Origin of the sequence: Mycobacterium europaeum (assembly GCF_034555895.2) — a bacterium.
Taxonomy (GTDB): Bacteria; Actinomycetota; Actinomycetes; order Mycobacteriales; family Mycobacteriaceae; genus Mycobacterium; species Mycobacterium europaeum.
The window spans coordinates 160,179-181,009 of record NZ_CP157315.1 but is presented as its reverse complement, the minus strand read 5'-3'; the positions used below and the strand labels follow the sequence as shown (position 1 = coordinate 181,009).

20 protein-coding genes are annotated in these 20,831 nt (G+C 67.3%); 11 read left to right on the top strand and 9 right to left on the bottom strand.

Annotation, left to right across the window (positions count from 1 at the left end; all coding sequences use genetic code 11):
* Window positions 1-26: 26 nt before the first annotated feature.
* Window positions 27-1,325: an amidohydrolase family protein gene (locus U8D42_RS00955; protein ID WP_085242407.1), complete on the bottom strand. Its 1,299-nt coding sequence runs from the start codon at window positions 1,323-1,325 to the stop codon at window positions 27-29.
* A 436-nt stretch (window positions 1,326-1,761) separates the two neighbouring features.
* Between U8D42_RS00955 and U8D42_RS00950 the strand changes: the two genes are divergently transcribed.
* From U8D42_RS00950 to U8D42_RS00915, 8 genes are all read left to right on the top strand, one after another.
* The gene (locus tag U8D42_RS00950; protein WP_322860982.1) at window positions 1,762-2,277 is read left to right on the top strand and encodes a carboxymuconolactone decarboxylase family protein; all 516 of its coding nucleotides are present in this window, start codon (window positions 1,762-1,764) and stop codon (window positions 2,275-2,277) included.
* A gap of 13 nt (window positions 2,278-2,290) precedes the next feature.
* Complete coding sequence (locus U8D42_RS00945; RefSeq protein ID WP_322860983.1) at window positions 2,291-3,574, top strand: aromatic ring-hydroxylating oxygenase subunit alpha; 1,284 nt, start codon at window positions 2,291-2,293, stop codon at window positions 3,572-3,574.
* A complete protein-coding gene (locus U8D42_RS00940; protein WP_322860984.1) occupies window positions 3,552-3,881 on the top strand; it encodes a hypothetical protein in 330 nt (109 codons plus the stop codon). Before U8D42_RS00945 ends, U8D42_RS00940 begins: the two co-directional genes overlap by 23 nt.
* Window positions 3,882-3,884: 3 nt before the next feature.
* Window positions 3,885-5,117, top strand: coding sequence for a metal-dependent hydrolase family protein (locus U8D42_RS00935; protein ID WP_322860985.1), 1,233 nt, complete (start codon window positions 3,885-3,887; stop codon window positions 5,115-5,117).
* Entirely contained in the window at window positions 5,089-5,523 is a 435-nt protein-coding gene (locus U8D42_RS00930) for a nuclear transport factor 2 family protein (RefSeq protein ID WP_322860986.1), read from the top strand. Before U8D42_RS00935 ends, U8D42_RS00930 begins: the two co-directional genes overlap by 29 nt.
* Window positions 5,520-6,617, top strand: coding sequence for an acyl-CoA dehydrogenase family protein (locus tag U8D42_RS00925; RefSeq protein ID WP_085242413.1), 1,098 nt, complete (start codon window positions 5,520-5,522; stop codon window positions 6,615-6,617). The genes U8D42_RS00930 and U8D42_RS00925 overlap by 4 nt, the downstream gene beginning before the upstream one ends.
* Window positions 6,618-6,671: 54 nt before the next feature.
* Window positions 6,672-7,430, top strand: coding sequence for an acyl-CoA dehydrogenase family protein (locus U8D42_RS00920; RefSeq protein WP_322861025.1), 759 nt, complete (start codon window positions 6,672-6,674; stop codon window positions 7,428-7,430).
* A gap of 76 nt (window positions 7,431-7,506) precedes the next feature.
* Window positions 7,507-7,773 carry a DUF4190 domain-containing protein gene (locus tag U8D42_RS00915; RefSeq protein ID WP_322860987.1) on the top strand — a complete coding sequence of 89 codons (267 nt, stop codon included), beginning with the start codon at window positions 7,507-7,509 and terminating at the stop codon, window positions 7,771-7,773.
* Here U8D42_RS00915 and U8D42_RS00910 read toward each other — a convergent pair.
* On the bottom strand, window positions 7,770-8,945 hold the full coding sequence (locus tag U8D42_RS00910) for an acyl-CoA dehydrogenase family protein (protein WP_322860988.1): 1,176 nt from the start codon (window positions 8,943-8,945) through the stop codon (window positions 7,770-7,772). The two genes, U8D42_RS00915 and U8D42_RS00910, sit on opposite strands and share 4 nt — an antisense overlap.
* Window positions 8,946-9,187: 242 nt before the next feature.
* Here U8D42_RS00910 and U8D42_RS00905 point away from each other — a divergent pair, with 242 nt between their 5' ends.
* From U8D42_RS00905 to U8D42_RS00895, 3 genes are all read left to right on the top strand, one after another.
* Window positions 9,188-9,838 carry a TetR/AcrR family transcriptional regulator gene (locus U8D42_RS00905; RefSeq protein WP_322860989.1) on the top strand — a complete coding sequence of 217 codons (651 nt, stop codon included), beginning with the start codon at window positions 9,188-9,190 and terminating at the stop codon, window positions 9,836-9,838.
* 226 nt (window positions 9,839-10,064) lie between these two features.
* Window positions 10,065-10,913 carry a mycofactocin-coupled SDR family oxidoreductase gene (locus tag U8D42_RS00900; RefSeq protein WP_322860990.1) on the top strand — a complete coding sequence of 283 codons (849 nt, stop codon included), beginning with the start codon at window positions 10,065-10,067 and terminating at the stop codon, window positions 10,911-10,913.
* A gap of 11 nt (window positions 10,914-10,924) precedes the next feature.
* Window positions 10,925-11,755 carry an SDR family NAD(P)-dependent oxidoreductase gene (locus U8D42_RS00895; protein WP_322860991.1) on the top strand — a complete coding sequence of 277 codons (831 nt, stop codon included), beginning with the start codon at window positions 10,925-10,927 and terminating at the stop codon, window positions 11,753-11,755.
* On the opposite strand, the gene U8D42_RS00890 is transcribed toward U8D42_RS00895, so the two are convergent.
* From U8D42_RS00890 to U8D42_RS00860, 7 genes are all read right to left on the bottom strand, one after another.
* Window positions 11,752-12,561: an SDR family NAD(P)-dependent oxidoreductase gene (locus U8D42_RS00890; protein ID WP_085242419.1), complete on the bottom strand. Its 810-nt coding sequence runs from the start codon at window positions 12,559-12,561 to the stop codon at window positions 11,752-11,754. The genes U8D42_RS00895 and U8D42_RS00890 overlap by 4 nt on opposite strands.
* Window positions 12,562-12,567: 6 nt before the next feature.
* On the bottom strand, window positions 12,568-14,985 hold the full coding sequence (locus U8D42_RS00885) for a CaiB/BaiF CoA transferase family protein (RefSeq protein WP_322860992.1): 2,418 nt from the start codon (window positions 14,983-14,985) through the stop codon (window positions 12,568-12,570).
* Window positions 14,985-15,980, bottom strand: a complete 996-nt coding sequence (locus tag U8D42_RS00880) for an enoyl-CoA hydratase/isomerase family protein (protein WP_090418168.1) — start codon at window positions 15,978-15,980, stop codon at window positions 14,985-14,987. The genes U8D42_RS00885 and U8D42_RS00880 overlap by 1 nt, the downstream gene beginning before the upstream one ends.
* Before the next feature lie 2 nt (window positions 15,981-15,982).
* Window positions 15,983-17,110, bottom strand: a complete 1,128-nt coding sequence (locus tag U8D42_RS00875; protein ID WP_322860993.1) for a M24 family metallopeptidase — start codon at window positions 17,108-17,110, stop codon at window positions 15,983-15,985.
* Window positions 17,100-18,350, bottom strand: coding sequence for a M24 family metallopeptidase (locus tag U8D42_RS00870; protein ID WP_085242422.1), 1,251 nt, complete (start codon window positions 18,348-18,350; stop codon window positions 17,100-17,102). Before U8D42_RS00870 ends, U8D42_RS00875 begins: the two co-directional genes overlap by 11 nt.
* Before the next feature lie 9 nt (window positions 18,351-18,359).
* Window positions 18,360-19,421 (bottom strand): amidohydrolase family protein, encoded by a 1,062-nt coding sequence (locus tag U8D42_RS00865; protein WP_211279257.1) that lies wholly within the window; start codon window positions 19,419-19,421, stop codon window positions 18,360-18,362.
* A 161-nt stretch (window positions 19,422-19,582) separates the two neighbouring features.
* Window positions 19,583-20,830: a cytochrome P450 gene (locus U8D42_RS00860; protein WP_322860994.1), complete on the bottom strand. Its 1,248-nt coding sequence runs from the start codon at window positions 20,828-20,830 to the stop codon at window positions 19,583-19,585.
* Window position 20,831: the final 1 nt, after the last annotated feature.

Genomic DNA, 20,831 nt, shown 5'->3' with positions numbered 1-20,831 from the left:
CGTCTGCTCGCGGGACTGGGGGGCCCTCAGTCCTTGTTGCCGGTAAGGGCTTTCGCGTTGGCCGCGAAATCGGCGAAGGACGAACCGCCCCGGGTGTCCTTGTCGTGGCCCTGCGCCTTGATGGACACGTCATGCCCCTCGGCGGCCTTACGCAGCGCACCGACGGTCGCCTGTTCACGCGAGATGTGAGTGAACGGGTCGAACGAGTACCAGCGCATCGCGTTCTCGTAGGTCATCTTGTTGATCTCGTCGTCCGGAACGTTGTTGATGGACAACACATCCCACAGCTCTTCCGGCGCACCCGGCCACATCGAGTCGCTGTGCGGATAGTCGGCTTCCCAGCAGATGTTGTCGATGCCGATCATGTTGCGCAGCGCCACGCCGACCTTGTCGCTGATGAAGCAGGTCAGGAAGTGGTCGCGGAAAACCTCGCTGGGCAGCTTGCCCTTGAAGTCCTGGTGCGTCCAGGCGGAATGCATCTCGAAGGTCCGGTCGGCACGCTCGAGGAAGTAGGGGATCCAGCCGGTTCCGCCCTCGGAGAGCGCGACCTTCAGGTCCGGGTATTCCTTGATCGGCCGCGACCACAACAGGTCGGCGGCGGCCTGCACGATGTTCATCGGCTGCAGCGTGATCATCACGTCCATCGGCGCGTCCGGCGCGGTGATCGCCAGCCGGCCCGACGAACCGATGTGCACGTTCATCACGGTGTCGGTGTCCACCAAGGCTTTCCACAGCGGATTCCAGTACTCGTTGTGAAAGCTCGGATATCCCATCGCGGCCGGGTTCTCGGTGAACGTCAGCGCGTGCACGCCCTTCTTCGCGACGCGTCGCACCTCGGCCGCACACGCCTCGGCATCCCAGATGACCGGGATCGCCATCGGGATGAACCGCGCCGGGTAGGCACCGCACCATTCGTCGATGTGCCAGTCGTTGTAGGCCTGCACCAGCGCGATCGAGAAATCGTGATCCTCGGTGGCGAAGAGCCGGGCGGCGAAGCCGGGAAACGAAGGGAAGCAGATGGAGGCCAGGATGCCGCCGGCGTTCATGTCCTTGACTCGCTCGTCGACGTTGTAACAACCCGGCCGGATCTCGTCGAGCCCGGTCGGCTCGATGCCGTACTCCTCCTTCGGCCGTCCGGCGACCGCGTTCAAGGCCACGTTGGGGATCACGGTGTCGCGGAACTTCCACATGTCCGAGCCGTCGGCGTTGTGCACCAGGCGCGGCGCGTCGTCCTGGTACTTCTTCGGCAGGTGGTTCTTGAACATGTCGGGCGGCTCGACGGTGTGGTCGTCGACGCTGATCAGGATCATGTCTTCTTTGTTCATGGCCGTTGCCCTTCCATCGGGTCCGTCTATTCGATTCCGCTCCCACGCAGCCTCGGCGAATCGTTGTCCCGTGCCAAGATCACTAAAATGAAAACTATCTTCTCGCCAAGCGAGAATCAACATCCATCCGATGCGGTGGCCCGCGTGCGGCGGCCGACCAGGCGGGGACCGGCCCGGCGCGGCGCCCACCCCCGAGCGGCCGGGTGTGAAAGGTGAAGCGCGGCGTCGACCCGCAAAGCGGCGCGGCGGCCGGCGTTCTCGCAGGAAGGCGGGCATTTCGCCGCGCCGGGGCGGCGAACCGCCTGCGGCCCGGGGCGCGTCGCCGGCCGCCGCCATTGACCCGCCGCGCGATTCATGCAACTCTATTAGTTGGAAATGAGAATCTGATTCTCCTTCACCGAGAGGTGCATGGGGGGATGGCGAGAGGAGTGCGCGGATGCGGTTGGCGCCGCTGCCCGCTGACCAGTGGGACGACAGTGCCCACCGGGCGCTCTCGGCGATGCGCGACCCGGACACCAACAATGCGCTCAGCACCCTCGCCCACCATCCCGCCCTCGCCAAGGCGTTTCTGCGCTTCAACGTCCACCTCTTGACCTCGTCCACGCTGCCGCCGCGCATTCGTGAGCTGGCCATCCTGCGGGTCGCGCATCGCCGAGGCTGCGCCTATGAGTGGTCGCACCACGTCGCGATGGCCAAGGCCGAGGGAATGACCGACGACGAGATCGCCGCGGTCCAGCAAGGCCGGCCCGCGGACGAGTTCGACCGCGTGGTGATCGCCGGTGTCGACGAGCTCGAGGAGAAATCACAGCTGTCCGACCAGACCTGGGCCGCGCTCGGTGTGCGCCTCGACGACCGGCAGCGCATGGATTTCGTCTTCACGGTCGGCTGCTACGCGCTGCTGGCCATGGCCTTCAACACTTTTGGCGTACAGCTCGAAAACGCCGAACACTAAGAGAGGTAGAAAGTTGCCCCACTTCCCCAAGCCAGCCGCAGGCAGCTGGACAGAGAACTACCCCGAGCTTGGCACGGCGCCCGTCGACTACACCGACTCGATCGATACCGCCTTCTTCCAAGCCGAGCGCGACGCCGTCTTCAGGAAGACATGGCTCAACGTCGGCCGAGTCGACCGCCTGCCCCGCACCGGCAGCTACTTCACCAAAGAGCTGCCGTCGGCGGGGAAGGGCACCTCGGTGATCATCGTCAAGACCAAGGACGGATCGGTCAAGGCATATCACAACGTCTGCCGCCACCGCGGAAACAAGTTGGTGTGGAACGACTTCCCCAACGAGGAGACCTCCGGCACCTGCCGGCAGTTCACCTGCAAGTACCACGCCTGGCGCTACAACCTCGACGGTGACCTGACCTTCGTTCAACAGGAAGAAGAATTCTTCAACCTCGACAAGGGCAACTTCGGCTTGGCGCCGGTCCGCTGCGAGGTGTGGGAGGGCTTCATTTTCATCAACTTCGACCCCAACGCGGCGCCGCTCACCGACTACCTCGGGCCACTCGCCAAGAGCATCGAGGGCTACCCCTTCGGCGAGATGACGGAGACCTACTCCTACCGCGCCGAGGTCGGCAGCAACTGGAAGCTGTTCATCGACGCGTTCGTCGAGTTCTACCACGCGCCGATCCTGCACCAGGGGCAATACACGAAGGAAGAAGCCGCCAAGATCCAAAAGTTCGGATACGAGGCGCTGCACTACGAACTGGCCGGCCCGCACAGCCTGCAGTCGACGTGGGGCGGTCAGGCGCCTCCCCCGGACATGTCCATGGTGAAGCCGATGGACCAGGTGTTGCGCAGCGGTCTGTTCGGCCCGTGGGACAAGCCGGAGCTCATCGAGAAGCTGGACCTGCCGCCGGGGGTCAATGTGAAGAGGGTGCCGCAATGGGGCATCGACTCGTTCCTCTTCTACCCGAACTTCATGCTGCTGATCTGGGAGCCGGGCTGGTTCCTCACCTACCACTACTGGCCCACCGCCGTGGACAAGCACATCTTCGAGTGCACGCTGTACTTCGTCCCGCCGCGCAACGCGCGGGAACGGCTGGCCCAGGAGTTGGCCGCTGTGACGTTCAAGGAGTACGCGCTGCAGGACGCCAATACGCTCGAAGCGACCCAGACCATGATCGGCACGCGGGCCGTCACAGAGTTCCTGCTGTGCGACCAGGAAGTCTTGATCCGTCATCTGCACAAGACGACCGGTGACTACGTGAAGGAGTATCAGAACAATGGCCACGTCGCTGCCCGCTGAATTCACCGAACTCGAGCCGTTTTTGGACTGGGATCTCGCCACCGAACCCGAGCGCTACGCCAAGCGACTGGCCTCGACGATGGCCGAGATGCAGGCGTTCTACGACGTGGCCTTCCCGCGCCTCAATGACGTGATCGCCTACTGTGACAAATACCCACTAGACGATCTGCCCGAGGACGCAAGGACTCTCATGCACATCATGCAGTCGCTCGTCATGGTGTCGTTTCCCATCGAAGCGTGGAAGCAGCCGCGGGTGCCCGACAGCGGGGCCGCCTGGGTGGAGTGCATCCGGGAACCGGTGATCTAACCGGTGTTGACGCTCAAGGCCGCCGGGCTGCTCGACGTCGACGCCGGCGAGATCGTCTCCCCCGGCGTCGTCCAGATCGAGGGTGACCGGATCGCGAGTGTCGGCGGTGAGCCGGAAGGCCAACTCATCGACCTCGGCGATCAAATCCTGCTGCCCGGGCTGATGGACATGGAGGTCAACCTGTTGATGGGTGGCCGCGGTGAAAAGCCCGGGCTGTCCCAGGTTCAGGACGACCCGCCCACGCGGGTGCTGCGCGCGGTCGGCAACGCGCGGCGCACGTTGCGCGCCGGATTCACCACCGTGCGCAACCTCGGCCTGTTCGTCAAGACCGGTGGCTACCTGTTGGACGTCGCGCTGGGCAAGGCCATCGACGCCGGCTGGATCGACGGTCCGCGCGTGGTGCCGGCCGGGCATGCCATCACCCCCACCGGCGGCCACCTGGATCCGACGATGTTCGCGGCGTTTGCGCCGCACGCGCTGGAGCTGACCGTCGAGGAGGGCATCGCCAACGGCATCGACGAGATCCGCAAGGCCGTGCGCTACCAGATCAAACACGGCGCCGAGTTGATCAAGGTGTGCTGCTCGGGCGGGGTGATGTCATTGACCGGACCGCCTGGCGCGCAACACTATTCGGACGAGGAGCTGCGCGCGATCGTCGACGAGGCGCACCGGCGCGGGCTGCGCGTCGCCGCCCACACGCATGGGGCCGAGGCCGTCATGCACGCTGTCGACGCCGGCATCGATTGCATCGAGCATGGCTTCTTGATCGATGACGACGCGATCGCGTCGATGGTCGAGCACGGCACCTTCCTGGTGAGCACCCGGCGCCTGGCCGACGGCGATGCCATGGACGTCTCTCATGCCGCCCCCGAGCTGCAGGCCAAGGCAGCCGAGATGTTCCCGAAGGCTCGGACCTCCATCCTGGCCGCCTACGAGGCCGGGGTGAAGATCGCGGTAGGCACCGATGCTCCCGCGATCCCGCACGGACGCAACGCCGACGAGTTGGTAACCCTGGTGAACTGGGGACTGCCGCCGTTGGCCGTGTTGCGCGCGGCGACGGTGACCGCGGCCGAACTGATCAACTCGACCGACCGGGGCCGGCTCGTGGCGGGCCAGCTCGCCGACATCATCGCGGTGCCGGGAAATCCCTTGGAAGACATCACCGTTACCCAGAGCGTGAGCTTTGTCATGAAAGGCGGCAAGGTCTATGTCGACAAGACAGCCAACCCGAACTGACGACCTGGTCGAGATCCAGCAGCTGCTCGCCCGCTACGCGGTCACCATCACCCAGGAAGACATCGACGGGCTCATCGGGGTCTTCACCCCGGACGGCACCTACAGTGCGTTCGGCGACACCTACCGGTTGGACAGATTTCCGGAGCTGGTGGCCGCCGCGCCAAAGGGCTTGTTTCTCACCGGGACTGCTCTGATCGAGAACATCGACGGCGACTCCGCCAGCGGCACCCAGCCGTTGTGCTTCATCGACCACGCCACCCATGACATGCGGATCGGCTACTACCGCGACACCTATGCCCGCACGCCCGACGGATGGCGGCTGAAGACCCGTGCCATGACGTTCATCCGCCGCAGCGGCGTGCACGACTCCGGGCGCCCGCATGCCGTGGGCCGTCCCGCGCCGTGAATGTCGCGGAGTTCCGGGCGGGTTTGCGTGCGTGGCTCGACGACAATGACCTGACCCCCGGTCCCGACCACTCGCTGCAGGGCCATATGCGGCAGTTCGCCAGGGTCAGCCGCGCGCTCTACGACGCCGATTGGATGCGCTACGGCTGGCCCATCGAAGTCGGCGGGCTGGGCGGTCCCGCGGTCCTGCGCGCGATCGTCGGCGAAGAGGTGGTCGGTCGCCGCCTCGCCGAGCCGGGCCCCTACTCGATGCTCGAGGTGCTCGCGCCCACGATGATCGATTACGCGCCTTCGGCGCTCGCCGCCGAGATGGTGCCGCGGCTGCTGCGCGGCGAAGAGCATTGGTGTCAAGGCTTTTCCGAACCGGGCTCCGGCAGCGACCTGGCTTCGCTGACCACCCGCGCGACGCAGCGGGGTGACGACTGGGTCGTCAACGGGCAGAAGGTCTGGACCAGCTTCGCGCAGTTCTCGACCCGCTGCGTGCTGCTCACCCGCACCGCGCCCGGCCACGACGGAATCACCGCCTTCTTCGTCGACCTCGACACCCCGGGCATCACCATCCGGCCGCTCCGGACGATGCACGGCGTCGACGAATTCTGCGAGGTCTACTACGACGACGTGGTGATCCCGGGCAGCCGGATGCTCGGCCGGCCGGGTGACGGCTGGCGGCTGGCAATGGACCTGCTTCCCTACGAGCGGTCGACGTGCTTCTGGCAGCGAATCGCCTACCTGTACTCCCGCTTCGACGACCTCGTCGCCCAGGCCTGCGATGCCGGCGAGCCGGACGAATCCGCGCTTGGGGCGGCTTATCTGGCGCTGCACACGCTGCGCTGCCGATCCCGCGACACCCAGCACCGCCTGCGCGACGGGGCGCGACTGGGACCGGACACGTCGATCGACAAGGTGCTGCTGGCCGCCGCCGAGCAACGGCTTTATGACACGGTCCGTGACCTGCTGCCCGGAACGCTCGAGCTCGACGAGACGCCGTGGCGCCCGGAATACCTGTACTCGCGCGCGGCGACCATCTACGGCGGCACCGCCGAGATCCAACGCAACATCATTGCGCGCCGACTGCTCGACCTCGGGAAGGACTGAGCCGTGGACGATCCCGAGTCGCTGCGCCTACTAGAAACTTCGCTGCGGACGACGATGGCGGCCGCATCGGGGGGCAAGCTGGACGCGGCGCTGACTGAGCTGGGCTGGTGCGACATGCTGGACGAAATGCCCGGCATCGCAGTCCCTTTGGCCTTCCGCTTGCTCGGCGAGACTGGCGCGCACGCCCCGGTGCTCAACGACGTGGTGTCACGCGAGACCGGCGCGGCGCCGGGAGGAACACCGCCGCTGCCGTTCGCCGGCGGTGCCTGGGTGATCTGGGCGCGCGGCGAGTGCGTCGGTTCGGCGATCGACGACGCGCTGCCGATACAGCGCGTGGCGCAGGGGGATTCGCTGCCGTCGTCCGCGCTGGCCGCCGGCAGGCAGGCACTGGGCTGGTGGTTGGTCGGCACCGGCCGGGCCATGCTCTCGCTGGCCCGCCGGCACGCGCTGGACCGCGTGCAGTTCGGTCGGCACGTCAGCTCGTTCCAGGCGATCCGGCACCGGCTGGCAGAAACGCTCGTCGCGATCGAGGGCGCCGAAGCGACGCTGCGCGTCGCCGCGCAGGTCGGGGATCACGACGGGCTGGCGTCGCTGCTGGCCAAGGCAGCCGCCGGCCAGGCAGCCCTGACCGCCGCCCGCCATTGCCAGCAGGTGCTGGCCGGTATCGGCTTCACCGCCGAGCACCCGCTGCACCACCACGTGAAACGGTCGCTGATCCTGGACGGCCTGCTGGGCAACACCCGTGAGCTGACCCGCGAGGCGGGAAAGGTCCTGGCGGACAACGGTTTCGCGCCGCGGCTCGCCCAGCTCTAGGCTCGCGGCCCTTCCGGCGGGTGGGGCCCGAAGCCGGCGCGTAGACTGCGTCTGGCCGCCAACAGGATGGGACGCGATGAGTCAGCCCGAGCCAGCCCCCCGAAACGAGATGGGCGTCGCTTCGCTGCTCGTGGGCCTGGTCGCGCTCGGCACATGCTGGATGCTGGTCGGGGTGCCGTTCGGCATCGCGGCGCTGATAACGGGCGACGTCGGTCGCAGACGGGTGCTGCGGGGCGCAGCGAACAATCCCCGAGTCGCATTGGCGGGCATGGTGTTAGGGGCGGTTTCGATCGTTGCCGGGCTCGTCGCGATCGGCTACTACGCCTGGCTGGACGCCCGCTAGTTCCGCGGCATCCCGAGCACGCGCTCGGCGATGATGTTCCGCTGAATCTCCGACGTGCCGCCGGCGATCGTCGCGGCGAAGGTGCGCGCGTAGCGGTCGAACCAGCTGCGGTAATGGCTGTCGAGGTTCAGCGGCGCGAACGGGGCGGTGACCGCGCGGTGCACGAGCCCGTCCGCATGGGCGGCGTTCAGGGCGTCCTCGGATGCGCGTTGCAGGGCCTCGGAGCCCAGCAGCTTCAGCACCGACTGGGCCGGCACGTCCTCTTCCCCGCGAGCAGCCCGCGACAACGCGGCCGAGCCCAGTAGCCGCAGCGCATAGGCGTCCATCACCAGGCTGGCGTAGCGATCCCGCTCGAGCGGGCCCGTCGGCCGGAAGTCGATGCTCAGTTCGTGCAGCAGGTCGACGTATCCCATCCACAGCATGACGCGTTCGTGCCCCAGGGAACCGGTGGCCACCCGCCAGCCCTGGTTCAGCTCGCCCACCAGGTTCTCGGCCGGCACGCGCGCGTCGGTGAAGAAAACCTCGTTGAAGTCGACCTCGTCGCTGTCACACACCGACGCGAACGGGCGGCGGACCACACCGGGCGTGTCGGTGGGGATCAGCAACACGCTGATGCCCTTGTGCTTGGGCGCCTTTGGGTCGGTGCGCACGAATGTCAGCAGCACGTCGGCGTCGTGGGCGCCGGACGTCCACACCTTCTGGCCGTTGACGACGAAGTGATCACCGTCGAGCACCGCCCGGGTTTTCAGCGAAGCCAGGTCCGAACCCGCGCCTGGCTCGCTCATTCCCAACGACGCGGTGATCTCGGCCCGCAGGATCGGGACCGCCCACTTCCGCTTCTGCTCGGGCGTGCCGAAGGTCAACAACGAGGCGGCGATGATGCCGACGCCCTGCGGGTTGAAGCTTTGATAGATGCGCCGCCGCCCCAACTCCTCCAAGTACACGTATTGCTGCAACAGCGTGGCGTTGCGCCCGCCGAACTCGGGCGGATTGCCCGGGAGCAGCCATCCGCTGTCGAACAGCAGCCGCTGCCAGCGCCGGGCCCAGGCCGGCACGTGCGAGCTGGAGCGGGGCCGTTCGAACGCCTCGGCCTCCGATGGGGAATGCGCCTGAAGAAAGGCGACGAATTCGGCGCGGAACGCCTCCACGTCGGCGTCAAAGGTGAGCTGCACGCGACTCCCCGCAGTGGTCGTGAGCACTTCCCGCGCCGGTAGATCAGGATTTCCGCCGACGGCCCGGTTCGCTCTTAATGATTACGCTTCCATACACACGTCTAAGAGAATAGTATTCTCGTGACGAGAAAGTTACAATCTCCGACATGTGATCCGTGAGGGGGTCGAGCGCAGCGATGTCACGGCGTTCTCCGGTAGAGTCCAACCATGTTCTCCCCTCGCGGCAACCAGCCGAGCCGGCTGTGACCAGCCCCAGCGAAGAGCCAGCCTGGAAGCAGCGCGCCGTCGAGAGGTCGATCAAGACGGCGAAATTGCGTGCCGCGCAACGCGTTCAGCGCTTCCTCGACGCGGCCCAGGCCATCATCATCGAGAAGGGCTCGACGGACTTTACCGTGCAGGAGGTCGTCGACCGGTCCCGCCAGTCGCTGCGCAGCTTCTACCTGCAGTTCGACGGCAAGCACGAGTTGCTGCTCGCGCTGTTCGAAGACGCCCTGAGCCGCTCCGCCGATCAGATCCGCGCCGCCACGGAAAGCCAGACCGATCCGCTGGAGCGGCTGAAGGTTGCCGTCCAGCTGCTCTATGAGGCCTCGCGTCCGGATCCCACCGCCAAGCGGCCGCTGTTCACCGATTTCGCGCCGCGTTTGCTGGTCACGCACCCGGCCGAGGTCAAGGTCGCGCACGCCCCCCTGCTGGCGTTGCTGACCGAACTGATGGAAGCGGCGTTCGACGCCGGTGAATTGCGCCAGGGCGTCAATCCGAAGCGCATGGCCGCGATGACCATGCAGACCGTCATGTTCATCGCCCAATCCAGCGGCGGCTCCGACGACGCGACGGTCCACCCCATCACCGGTGACGAGGTCTGGGACTTCTGCTCGCGCGGTTTCGTCGGCTAGCGCGACGCACAACGCCGCCACGACTCCCGGTGCTGATCACATAGCGCACCGCATTTGCTGCCGAGAATCATATTCTCTAATATTCAGAACCATAAATAGCCAAAACGGATTCGTCATTGACACCCGCCACGGGGCGGTGACAGAGTGCGAAGGCGGCGGCCCGGGGGATGCGGTTGCGGCCCTTCGCGATCGGCCGTGCGATCACTAGTCAGGAGTTGAGGTAACCATGACCGGACGTGTTGAGGGCAAAGTCGCCTTCGTCACCGGAGCGGCCCGCGGTCAGGGCCGCAGCCACGCGGTGCGGTTGGCGCAGGAGGGCGCCGACATCATCGCCGTCGACATCTGCAAGCCCATCCGCGACGGCGTTACCGACACTGCGATCCCCGCGTCGACGCCCGAGGATCTCGCCGAGACGGCCGACCTGGTCAAGGGGCACGACCGCAGGATCGTCACCGCCGAAGTCGACGTGCGCGACTTCCAGGCGCTGAAGGCCGCGGTGGACAGCGGAGTCGAACAACTCGGCCGGCTCGACATCATCGTGGCCAACGCCGGAATCGGCAACGGCGGCGACACCTTGGACAAGACGAGCGAGGAAGACTGGACGGAGATGATCGACATCAACCTGGCCGGGGTGTGGAAAACCGTGAAAGCCGGTGTGCCGCATCTCTTGTCGGGGGGCCGGGGCGGTTCGATCATCCTGACCAGCTCGGTCGGCGGGCTCAAGGCCTACCCTCACACCGGTCATTACGTCGCCGCCAAACACGGCGTCGTCGGGCTGATGCGCGCCTTCGGAGTCGAGTTGGGGCAGCACATGATTCGGGTGAACTCGGTGCACCCGACCCACGTCAAGACGCCGATGCTGCACAACGAGGGCACCTTCAAGATGTTCCGCCCGGACCTGGAGAATCCCGGTCCCGACGACATGGCGCCGATCTGTCAGATGTTCCATATCCTGCCCATCCCGTGGGTGGAACCGATCGACATCAGCAATGCGGTGCTGTTCTTCGCCTCGGACGAATCCCGTTACATCACCGGAGTGACCCTGCCCATCGATGCCGGTAGCTGCCTGAAATAGAGTGCCGTCCCATGGACGGGTTCGAAGGTCGCGGAACGGTGGTCACCGGCGGTGCGAGCGGTATCGGTCTGGCCACAGCCACCGAATTCGCCCGCCGGGGAGCCCGCGTGGTGCTGTCCGACGTGGATCAGCCCGCGCTGGAACAGGCGGTAAATCACCTGCGCGGCGAGGGATTCGACGCGCACGGCGTGGTGTGCGACGTCTCGCAGCTCGACGAGATGGTGCACCTCGCCGAGGAGTCCTTCCGCCTGCTGGGCCGCGTCGACGTCGTCTTCAGCAACGCCGGCATCGTGGTTGCCGGTCCGATCGCGCAGATGACGCACGACGACTGGCGCTGGGTGATCGACATCGACCTGTGGGGCTCGATCCACGCGGTCGAGGCGTTCTTGCCGCGGCTGCTCGAACAGGGCACGGGCGGGCACATGGCGTTCACCGCGTCCTTTGCCGGCCTGGTTCCGAACGCGGGCCTGGGGACCTATGGCGTCGCCAAATACGGTGTGGTCGGCCTGGCGGAGACGCTCGCGCGCGAGGTCAGGGACGACGGCATCGGCGTATCGGTGCTGTGCCCCATGGTCGTCGAGACCAGGCTGGTGTCCAACTCGGAACGGATCCGCGGCGCGGACTACGGGCTGGCGTCTTCACCGGAGGCGGCCGCCGCGACGTTGCCGACGCAGGACGAGAGCGTCGGCGTCGACGACGTCGCCCGGCTGACGGCCGATGCGATCCTGGCCAACCGCCTCTACGTGCTCCCGCACGAAGCCGCCCGTGCCTCGATTCGTCGCCGGTTCGAGCGCATCGACCGCACCTTCGAAGACCAGGCCGCGCAGGGGTGGAGCCACTAGCCGGACGGACCCAGGCGGTAGGCGCCCGTCTGCGGGTCGTGATACCAACCGCTCGCCGCGTGCGTGCCGCCGTCGACGTGCAGGGTCTGCCCGGTCAGGTATGACGACATCCCCGATGCCAGAAACACCGCGACGCCGGCGATTTCGTCGACATGACCGGGGCGCCCCAGCGGCACGACGTGGCCGATCCCGCTCAGCGCGGCTTCACCGCCCAGCTTCGCCAGGCCTTCGGTAAGCGTGATGTCGGGCGCGATCGCGTTGACCCGGATGCCGTGCGGCGCCAGTTCCAGCGCGGCGGTCTGGGTGTAGTTGATCACGCCCGCCTTGGCCGCCGCGTACGCCGCATAGCCCGGCGCCGCCCGCACGCCCTCGATCGAGGTGATCGCGATGATGCTGCCGCCGACGCCCGCTGACACCATCTGCCTCGCGACGCGCTGGGTGCACAGCAGCACGTGGCGCAGATTGGCCCGGTAGAGCGCATCCCAGCCGTTCTCGCTGGTTTCCAGCAGCGGCGAGGAGAACACCCCGCCGGCGTTGTTCACCAGGATCGTCGGGGTGCCCAGTTCGGCGTTCGTGCGCTGCAGCGCGTCGTCGACCTGGGCGCCATCCCGCACGTCGGCCACGATTCCCAGGGCGCCAAGCGATTCCGCGGCGTCAGCGCAGGTTTGCGGGTCACGTTCCCAGATCGCCACTGCGGCGCCGAAGGCGGCCATCCCGGCGGCGATGCCGCGACCGATGCCCGCTCCCCCACCGGTGACCACCGCCACGCGGCCGGTGAGCAAGACGTCCGAGGGATCGATCGCCATCGTGGGTCACATCGCCGGTGCGCGGCCGATGACGCCGTCGGCTTCCAAGCCGGCGATCTCCGCGTCGCTCAACCCCAGTTGGGCGAGCAATTCGTTGTTGTGCTCGCCGAGCAGCGGCGCATGCCGGGTGTGGAATTCCGACGGCCCGGATGAAATCCTCATCGGCACGGTGCTGAGCCTAGCCGGGCCGTTCACCGGGTGGTCGACTTCCTCGAAGAAGCCGCGAAACGCGAGCTGCTCGAGCTCCGTCTGGCGGTGTGGCTGCATGACCTTGGCCACCGGGACGCCGGCATCCCACAGGGTTGCCACGATCTCGTCGCCGCCTCGCCGCTCACACCATTCGGCCAGTCCCTTGTCGATGGTGTCGTGGTGCTCGCTGCGGCCGGCTGCGGAGGCCAGCTCGGGATCGGCTGCCCACGAGGGCGATCCGATCGCCGCGCACAGACCGTTCCACTGCTCGTCGGTGCTCACGGCTATCGCGACCCAGCAGTCCCGCAGGCCGAATTCGTCGGTGTCGGCGCTGCGGTAGAGGTTTTGGGGCGCCGCGGTCGGTCCCCGGTTGCCCGCCCGTTGCAGCAGCGCCCCGTAGGCGGAGTATTCGATGACCTGCTCGGCGGCGATGCTGAGCGCGGCATCCACCATCGCCGCCTCGACAAACACCCCCTGGCCAGTGCGGCGCCGGTGCTCCAGCGCCAACAGCAACGCGTTCACGGCGTGCACGCCCGCGTTGGGGTCGCCGATCGAGTAGGGGTCATACGGGGTGCGGTCGGCGTACCCGGTCAGCCACGTCAGTCCGGACGCGGCCTCGATGACGTAGGCGAATGCCGGGTTGTCACGCCACGGCCCGTCCAGGCCGAACCCCGGCATCCGGACCACCACGATGTCGGGCCGAATGGCTTGTAGGGCTGCGAAATCCAGCCCCATCTGGTCGAGCACCCGCGGCGTGAAGTTCTCCACGACCACGTCGCAGGTCGCGATGAGCCGGCGCAAGATGTCCCGGCCGCGCCGGTTTTGCAGGTCCAGCGTCAGGCCCTTCTTGTTGGTGTTGAGCGCCGCGAAGATCGGGGACTTCTCCCACCACTGATTTTCGGTGACGGGTACGCCCGCGATGAGCCGCGTCCCGTCGGGGCGGCGGGTGGACTCGACGTGGATGACCTCCGCGCCCAGCATCGCCAGGATATGGGTGCAGCAGGGGCCCGCCCAAAACGTTGTCATGTCCAGCACCCGAAGCCCCCTCAGCGGCAACCGATTCGCCGATCCGGTGGGCGCGGGCCGTGTCACGGCCTGCGCGGCGCGGTACCGCGCGGTGTGCTCGCCCAGCCGCGGCGCCGCGTGCGGCTCGCGCAGCAGCGCCGGCACCATGCGGTAGGGAGGGCCCGGCTGCCGGAACCCCCCGCCCGGGTTGCGAACAAAGGAGCGCCGCGCGCGGAAGTGGTCCAGCGACGCGATGTTGGCGCCGTTGGCCACCGGAGCGTTAGGAATGCGGAATGCTGTTGCGAGTTCGCGGATCTCGTCGACCGTGTTCTCTTCGAACCATGCGTAGATCTCGGCGGCCTTGATGTTGGCCCGCTCGGTGATCGTCAGCGACGAATCCTCATCGATCCATTCCGGGTGCCCGACCATCGCGCACAGGTCGAACCACTGCTGCGCCGTCCCGCAGCCGACGTCGACCAGGCCGTCCTTGGCGCGCGCCACGCCCGGCACGGTGACGCGACGCGCGTCCCGCCACGGCCGCCCGAGCATCTCGAAATAGGTGACGGGATAGTAGGTCAGGGAGAGGATCTGGGTCTCCAGCATCGACAGGTCCACCAGTTCGCCCGGCTCGTCGCCGTTGCGGCCGTGGCGCGATGCCAGGACGGCCACACTCGCATAGAGGCCGGCCACGTACTCGCCCACCTGCCCGCCGACGAACACGGGGGCGCGGTCGGCCTCACCGCGCCCGAGGCCGATGATCCCACCCGACCATGCTTGCAGCGTGAACTCGGTGGCCGCCCGGCCGCGCCAGGGCCCGTCCAGCCCGAACGGGGTGATCGAGACGACGGTGAGATGCGGATGGCGCCGGTGAATCACCGCGGGCGCGAAGTCCGCGCTCTCCGCGACTTTCGAGCCGCCGGACCACACCACCGCATCCGCGGACGTCAGCAACCGGTCGACCAGCTCGACATCGTCGGCGATGCCGGGATCGGCGACGACGCTGCGTTTCGACCCGGCCAGAAAGCCGAACAGCGCCCCGTCGCCGCCGGGCGGTATGACGGCGCCCGAGGCGGACCAGGAACGCAGCGGATCACCCTCCGGCGGTTCGACTTTGACGACGTCCGCCCCGCCGTCCGCCAGCAGCCTGGTGCAGTAGGCGCCCGCTATGCCGGTGGACAGATCGACCACGGTGTACCCGGTCAAGGGAGGTTCCACGGCGGACTCCGCCACTAGCGCTTCCGCTTCCGGCCGCGCTCGTCGGGGCTGTCCTTGCGCTTGCGCCCCTTCTTGCTCAGGCGCCAGTCCGGGGGAAACTTGTCGTCGTTGGCCTTCACCGCCGTACCCAGGCCCCGTTCGATGGCATCGCCGAGCGTGAAGTCGTCGGGACCGTCCGGCCGGACGCGGCCGCCCATCGATTCGAAGAAGCCGCTCAGCATGCTGCCCAGGTACTCGCCCTGGAACTGCTTCATGATCTCGAAGAAGACCTTCTGCATGAACACCGTATCGGTGGGGCGATTGCGTGCGCAGGCCAGCGCGTACCTCTCCACCTCCGCCTCGAGCTCGTCACGGGGCACCACACTGTTGAGAAAGTTGCAGTCGTACATCTCGGCCGCGGTGAAAGCCCTTCCGGTGAAGACCATTTCCTGGAACTTCCGGATCCCCATGGTCTGCGCCCACCACCACATCCGCGGCCCCCAGCCGTAATAGCGGAACGAGGGATGCCCGAACAGCGCGTCGTCGCTGGAGATCACCAGGTCCGCGTCGGCCGCCTGATAAAAGTGCCAGCCGTAGCAGTAGCCCTTGGCCTCGAGGATGCTGATCTTCTTGAAGTCCTGCAGGCCGCGTATCCCCGAGTTCGGGTTGGCGTACCACTGGCCCAGGGTGGCGCCATGCCGGAACGAGCCCTCGGGAGGAAAGCGGACGTCCTCGTCGTCGATCCGGTACTCGGCGAGCCGGTGACGCTGGTCCGCCGAGTTCTGCGCCGCCATTTCCTCGACGAGATCCGCGCCCGAGCCGAGGTCCTCGCCGGATCCGCGCACCACCAGCACCTTGACCTCGTCGTCAACGGCGGCGCGGTGCAACAGGTCCGCGTAGCGCAGGCGCGCGGCGATGGTGGGGGCGTTGAGCTGACCGGGGCGATCGAACGTGATGGTGGCGATGCGGGTTTCGGGGTCCTTGTGGTACTTGATGATCTCCTCGGCCGGCGGGCCGGGCTTGCCGGACATGGCTATTCGCGCCACGACGGGCTGGATGTCAGAACCTCGGGCCCGTCGGCGGAGATCAATACGGCTTCCCGACCGAAGACGGCGCCGACGCCCCGCTCCCAGACATAGCCGGTGACCGCCAGCACCATGCCCTGCTCCAATCGTTCGGCGGCCGCGGTCGCGGGCAGGTGCTTGGAGATCACCGGCGGGTCAAAGCCCATACCCAGCCCGCGGGCCACCGGCATCGGCGGCGCCGGCTCCCCCGCAGCCTGATAGGCCTCCAGCAGTTCGGCCGCGCCCGCTCCGGGTCGGCATGCGGCCAGCAGGCTGTCCCACAGGCGTTCCCATCGCCGATACACCGCATCCGCGCCGCGGGCCTCGCCCGCCGGCCAGGTTCGCCCGACCTCGCCCATGTAGCCGCCGGCAAGCACCCCGGCCGAGAACGCCACCAGGTCACCGTCTTTGACGCGGCGCGGAACACGATCGCTGCCAGCCGTCCGCCACGGGTGATCGGGTGAGGTCACCCACGCCACGTCTTGGTTCGACGGGGTGCTCACCCCGCCGGCCGCGACGGCCTCGAGCAGGGCCCCGGCGAGCGTCTGCTCGCTGACGCCCGGCCGCAGTTCGGAAACGGCGGCGGCCAGACCCTTTTCGGCCACCGCGATCGCCTCCCGCAACGACACCACTTCTTCGGCCGTCTTGATGCGGCGGGCGGCGCGCATCGCCAGTTCGCCGTCGACGAGCTCCGCGCCGGGAAACGCCGTCGGCAGCAGCTGGGCGAACACCGGTGATATCGCGTCGGTTCCGACGCGACGCGCGGTCGCGGCGCCATCGATGCGCCGCAGCGCCGACATCGTGTTCATCGGGTTCCACGAGATGCCGTACAGGTTCTCGTGTGGGATGTCCTCGGGGACACCTTCGTCCCATGTGCTGAGCAGATGGATCGCCCCGGTCGCGCGGACCAGCACACACGTCGGGCCGAACGGGCGTGTGCCCGCGACCCACAACTGCGGCGCACCGGTGACATAACGGACGTTGGCCTGGCGGCCGAGGACCAGGACGTCGAGGTCGTGCGCCGCCATCTGTTCCAGCACACGCCGGCGGCGACCCGAGCGCAGCGCGCGGTCGTCCGGGCAGACGTCAACTGACATGGCAGCCATAGGGGTCATAGGGGTAGTCGGTCAATCGGATCCAGCCTTCCTCGGTGATCACCAGGACCTCTTCGCTGCGGTACCCGCCGGTGCCGTCCTCCCACACCACGGGCTCCAAGACCAGCACCATGCCGGGTTGCAGGACGAAGTTCTCGTCGAATTCCTGGCCCAGATCCGTTCCGATCATGGGCATTTCGGCGGCGTTCACCCCGATGCCATGGCCCAGGTAGAAGTGCGGCAGCCACGGCTTGCGGCCGCCATTGGCGTTGGTGGCCGCCCGCCCCAGATCCGCCGCCGTGGCGCCGGCCTTGGCGACGCTCAGGACGGCGGACATGATCTCGAACCATTTGTCGAACTGCGCCCGTTGGCGCGGCGACGGATCCCGGCCGACGATCCAGGTCCGTCCGAAGTCGGAGCAGTAGCCGCGATAGGTGATGCTGACGTCGGTCCACAGCACGTCGCCCTCGGCGAGTTCGCGCTCGGTGCTCAGCAGGGGCAACGCCAGGTCGCCGTGCGTGGTCCAGACACCGTCGGCCTTGCTCGGCGGCATCACCTGCCAGATCGGTTCGAGCATGCTGGCCGTCGCACCCAACTCGAAGGCTCGCCGCAGAAAGCTTGCCGACAGGTCGATTTGGCGGATTCCCGGGGCCAGCCGCTTGTGCACCTCGACCATCGCCTCGTCGGTGATCCGGATGGCGGTGCGCATGCACGACAGTTCGTCCGGTGTCTTCACCGACTTGGCGGCGCTGACGATGGCCGCGGCGTCGACGGGCGCACCGCCGGGGAACAGCGCCTGTGCGGCGCGCGTCATCGCGCCGGTGCATTCGTCGACCGCAATCACCGCCGCGGTGGGAATCAGGCCGGCCAGCAGGCGAGCGAAGTCTTCGACGCCCTCGTCGAATTCGAGATACACCGGGCCGTGCACATGGTCGGCGGGCAGGTCCGACTCGTGCGAGGCGCCCTCGCGAAACGGCAGGAACAGGTGCGGCCACTCGTCCGCGGCGAGCACCACGGCCACCGGACGCTCCACGTAGGACAGACCCGCGTCACCGAGCGGCCAACTGGTGCCGGTGGCGTAGACCACCGCACTGTTGCCCAGCAGGATCATGGCGTCGACACCGCGTTCGGCCATGGCCGAGCGCAGCCGTGCCCCGGTCTCCCGGCGCATGCGGCCCAGGTCGGGCGTCTCGGGGATCACCAGGCTGCTGGTGCCCGCGCCCGTTTGCGCGAAGGTCGTCATCCGGCCGCCCTACAGTCCCAGGAATTTCGTGACGTTGCCGCTGACGATCTTCGCGGCGTCCGCGGGACCGACGGCCTCGACAACGGCGGCCAGCGACTTTTCGGAGTAGCCGTAGGTGCTTTCGTTGTGCGGGTAGTCGCTGGACCACATGACCTTGTCCACCCCGATCTTGTCGATCAGCTGCAGACCGAGCGGGTCGACCATGAACGACGCGCTCATGTGGTTGTCCCAGTAGTACCGCACGTCGTGCTGCAACGGTCGGTTGAACATGTGCTGGTAGGACGCCACCAAGTGCTCGGCGTCCTGCAGTGCCCATGGAACCCAGGCGATGCCGCCCTCGAACCAGCCGATCCGCAGAGCCGGGTGATCATCGAGGATGCCGCCGAAGATGTACTTGGAGAAGGTCTCCCGGAAACCGTCGATGTTGATCATCATGCCGACGACGACGCTGTTGAACTCGCACGGGCTCTTCGGCGGCGTTTCGCCGATGTGGTGGGTGAGCGGCAGGCCGGCGGCCTCGATCTCGTCCCAAACCGGCCTCATGGACGTGCTCGCGTAGTCGATCGGGTTGCCGTCGTCGTCCTTGCCGGGGTTCAGCGGCATCAGGAAGGTCTTGAGCCCCAACGACTTCAGCTCGTCGAGTGTCCGGCGGGTGCCCTGTGGGTCCCACCAGTTGATCAGGCCGGCGCCGTAGAAGTGGCCGCCCGAGCGCTCCTGCAGCTCCGCGATGTATTCGTTGTAGATGCGGAAGGCCAGTTCGCGCAGGTTCTTGTCCGGGTAGTGGAACAGCGCCAGAATCGCGTTGGGGAACGCCAGTTCCTTGTCGACCCCGTCGTCATGCAGTTCCTGGATGCGGGCCTCGATGTTGGTGCTCGCCGCGCCGGGCAGGTCGTCGTACTGCATCAGCACCGCGCTGAAGTCACCCGGCAAAAACGACTGGCCCTTGCGGCCGACCTGGTAGGCACCGTCCTCGTACCAGATCCGCGGCGCCTTGTCCTTGAGGTCGTCCGGAAAGCGTTGGTAGAAGATGTCGTCCGCCAGCGAGATGTGATTGTCCGCGGAAAACACCACGGTTCCCGCCGGCAGGCCGACGTCCGCGTCCGAGGCGTGGCCCCGGCGGTCCTTCGGGGCGCCGAAGCCTCCGGGCGGGTAGAGCGAAACGGTGCTGGTGTGAGTCGTCATCGTTGACCCCTCCATTCGGATCGGCATTGGGACAGTTGCGGCCTGGGGGGCTACCAGGTCACCGGAAGTTCGTAGACGCCGTAGGCGAGCCGGTCGTCTTTGAAGGGCACGTCCTCGACGGGGATGGCCAATTCGAGGGTGGGGACGCGCCGGAACAGGGTGCGGTAGACGATTTGCAGCTCGGCGCGGGCGAGCTGCTGCCCCACGCATTGATGCCGGCCGTAGCCGAAGGCGACGTTGCGGTCGGCCCCGGAGCGGTGCAGGTACAGCCGTTCGGGTTCGGGGAAGGCGTGCGGATCCCAGTTGGCCGGGGCCAGGTCGATGACGATGCCCTCGCCGGCGCGGATGGTCTCCCCGGCGATGTGGATGTCTTCGAGCGCGACGCGGCGCTGCCCGTTCTGAATGATGCTCAGATAGCGCAGCAGTTCCTCGACGGCGCTGGCGATGACCTTGGGATCCTCGGCGTCGCGGATGACGGCCAGCTGGTCCGGGTTCGTCAGCAGGGCAAGCACCCCGAGACCGATCATGTTCGAGGTGGTCTCATGCCCGGCGATCAGCAGGCCGGTGCCCAGTTGGGCCGCTTCTTTGACGCTGAGCTCGCCGGCCTTGACGCGCTCGGCAAGGTCGGAAACCGCGTCCTCCGCCGGGTTCGCCATTTTCGCCTCGACCAGCTCCGCGAGGTACTTGTTGAGGTTCATGGCACCTTTGACGGTGTCTTCGCCGGTCGCGTAGCGCGCCAGCCCGACGTTGGCGTGGTGCTGGAACATGTCGGCGTCCTCATACGGGACGCCGAGCAGTTGGCTGATCACCAGCGACGGGACCGGCAACGCCAGCGCGGTGACGACGTCGGCGGGCTGCGGGCCGGCCAGCATCGCGTCGATGTGGTCGTCGGTGATCCGCTGGATGGTCGGGCGCAGGCCCTCAACGCGCTTGAACGTGAAGGGTTTCGACAGCATGCGACGGAATCGGGTGTGCTCCTCGCCGTCGGCGGTGAAGACCGACCGTGGACGCTTGTGCACGGTGGACAACATGCCCGCGTTCCAGTGCGGGAAGCCGGGCAGCCGGTCGTCGACGCTGACGCGCGAATCCGAGAACAGCTCCCGCACTTGCTCATAGCCGGTGACGAGCCACGGCGTGCTGCCGTCCCAGATCCGGACTCGGGACAGCGGGCGCGCTTCGGCCAGTGCCATGACACCCGGCGGCGGGGCGAAGGGGCAGCCTTTCTGCCTGGGCATCGGGTAGTCGGGGATCTCCGCGGCCGCCTCGGTCGCAGAAGTGTTCGTCATCGTCTCGGACATC

What these genes read in the sequence shown, in the direction of transcription:
- U8D42_RS00870 (WP_085242422.1), bottom strand. Translation starts at nt 18,350, where the DNA reads ATGACGACCTTCGCGCAAACGGGCGCGGGCACCAGCAGCCTGGTGATC.
- U8D42_RS00920 (WP_322861025.1), top strand. Translation starts at nt 6,672, where the DNA reads ATGGCGGCCGCATCGGGGGGCAAGCTGGACGCGGCGCTGACTGAGCTG.
- U8D42_RS00895 (WP_322860991.1), top strand. Translation starts at nt 10,925, where the DNA reads ATGGACGGGTTCGAAGGTCGCGGAACGGTGGTCACCGGCGGTGCGAGC.
- U8D42_RS00915 (WP_322860987.1), top strand. Translation starts at nt 7,507, where the DNA reads ATGAGTCAGCCCGAGCCAGCCCCCCGAAACGAGATGGGCGTCGCTTCG.
- U8D42_RS00890 (WP_085242419.1), bottom strand. Translation starts at nt 12,561, where the DNA reads ATGGCGATCGATCCCTCGGACGTCTTGCTCACCGGCCGCGTGGCGGTG.
- U8D42_RS00860 (WP_322860994.1), bottom strand. Translation starts at nt 20,830, where the DNA reads ATGTCCGAGACGATGACGAACACTTCTGCGACCGAGGCGGCCGCGGAG.
- U8D42_RS00875 (WP_322860993.1), bottom strand. Translation starts at nt 17,110, where the DNA reads ATGTCAGTTGACGTCTGCCCGGACGACCGCGCGCTGCGCTCGGGTCGC.
- U8D42_RS00900 (WP_322860990.1), top strand. Translation starts at nt 10,065, where the DNA reads ATGACCGGACGTGTTGAGGGCAAAGTCGCCTTCGTCACCGGAGCGGCC.
- U8D42_RS00950 (WP_322860982.1), top strand. Translation starts at nt 1,762, where the DNA reads ATGCGGTTGGCGCCGCTGCCCGCTGACCAGTGGGACGACAGTGCCCAC.
- U8D42_RS00940 (WP_322860984.1), top strand. Translation starts at nt 3,552, where the DNA reads ATGGCCACGTCGCTGCCCGCTGAATTCACCGAACTCGAGCCGTTTTTG.
- U8D42_RS00930 (WP_322860986.1), top strand. Translation starts at nt 5,089, where the DNA reads ATGTCGACAAGACAGCCAACCCGAACTGACGACCTGGTCGAGATCCAG.
- U8D42_RS00955 (WP_085242407.1), bottom strand. Translation starts at nt 1,325, where the DNA reads ATGAACAAAGAAGACATGATCCTGATCAGCGTCGACGACCACACCGTC.
- U8D42_RS00880 (WP_090418168.1), bottom strand. Translation starts at nt 15,980, where the DNA reads ATGTCCGGCAAGCCCGGCCCGCCGGCCGAGGAGATCATCAAGTACCAC.